Origin of the sequence: Asaia sp. W19, from assembly GCF_003994335.1 — a bacterium.
GTDB lineage: Bacteria > Pseudomonadota > Alphaproteobacteria > Acetobacterales > Acetobacteraceae > Asaia.
Genome location: NZ_PNQZ01000101.1, coordinates 1 through 910, shown reverse-complemented (window position 1 = coordinate 910; position 910 = coordinate 1). Strand labels below are relative to the sequence as shown.

2 pseudogenes are annotated in these 910 nt (G+C 60.0%); both read right to left on the bottom strand.

Annotation, left to right across the window (positions count from 1 at the left end):
- Positions 1–250 (bottom strand): annotated as a pseudogene (locus C0V97_RS16725) (hypothetical protein); the annotation flags it as partial.
- A pseudogene (locus C0V97_RS16720) lies at positions 247–910 on the bottom strand (ferritin-like domain-containing protein); the annotation flags it as partial. The pseudogenes C0V97_RS16725 and C0V97_RS16720, both read right to left, overlap by 4 nt.

The window sequence follows — 910 nt, the reverse complement described above, 5'->3', positions numbered from 1 at the left end:
YCTGAAGACGCACCGCCTCCTTCACCTCCGGATCGATGATCTGGGGGGTGAAGGCATCGACGATAGCCCCGGCCCGGCGTTCGGTGTGATACACCTCCTGCCAGAACGGGACAGCGCGAAGCCGGGCGAGTTCCTCATCTGTCAGTTCGGGCCATGGCAGGGTTTCGGGATCGAAAACCTGATGCGTATCGATAAACTGCTGACAGAAATAATGCTTATGGGCTTCAGACCCCGGCTCGATCACACTCATGCAGGGGCGTGCTGCTTCGTCTGTCCAAGCCGTGCACGCACCGCTCCCGAGGCCTTCTCCCACAGACGATAGGCGAACAGCCCGGTCTTGACGAGGTTCGGCGTCGTGGTGGGGCGCAGCAGGCGATGATCGTAGCCCGAGAAACGACGGTCATTTTCATCGAGGCAGAGCTGCATCAGCTCGGGCACCTTGATATCGATGTCCGTCATGTCCTTGGCGCCGGTCACAGTAAAGTTGTTGTCCTGCGTATGCTCATTGCCTTCGGAGTCGATGGAACGTGCCAGATCCATGCGCTCATAGGCGAGGAACGCCCAGACACCCAACACGCGCGCCTCGAAGACGGGGCGCTTCCACCACGGCATGGTGGCGCGATGCCAGGCCAGCCAGTTCGCGAAAAGCAGGATGTGACGACACTCTTCCTGCATCACAGGCTCGAACGTCTCGATCAGTTCCATGGGGAACAGACCGGCACGCTCGGCAAGGGCAAACAGACCGAAGGCAAAGAAGCTGTCCACACATTCCGAGAAACCGGTCACCAGATACGCCCACTCCGTGTCTTTCGGCTCGATATAGGGCGGCTCGGGGGCCATCGGGATGTTGTAGGCTTCAACAAGCTTGGAGAGCACCTCCTTGTGGCGGTTTTCCTCCCCGGCACTTCGG